The organism is Dellaglioa sp. CoH-56-MRSF-12 (genome assembly GCF_056782075.1).
Window position 1 is genome coordinate 1 of the sequence record NZ_JBXAYD010000104.1, and the last position, 268, is coordinate 268.

Here is a 268-nt window from a genome sequence, read left to right on the forward strand (position 1 = left end):
CCCTTCTTGGCGAGCAGGCGCGAGAGGTACTCGCTCTTCTCGACGCTCGTCGTGCCGACGAGGACGGGCTGCCCCTTCTCGTGCCGCTTGGCGATGTCCTCCACGACCTGGTCGAACTTGGCCTTCTCGTTCTTGTAGACGAGGTCCGGCTGGTCCTTGCGCTGCATCGGCTTGTTCGTGGGGATCGGGACGACGCCGAGCTTGTAGGTGCTCATGAACTCGGCCGCCTCGGTCTCGGCGGTACCGGTCATGCCGGACAGCTTCTTGT

The 268-nt window shown here is 64.2% G+C and carries 1 protein-coding gene; it reads right to left on the reverse strand.

The genetic code is table 11. The features are described 5' to 3' along the window. On the reverse strand, positions 1 to 268 hold a 268-nt coding region (locus AC1RPY_RS07930; protein ID WP_481763140.1), incomplete at both ends, for a preprotein translocase subunit SecA.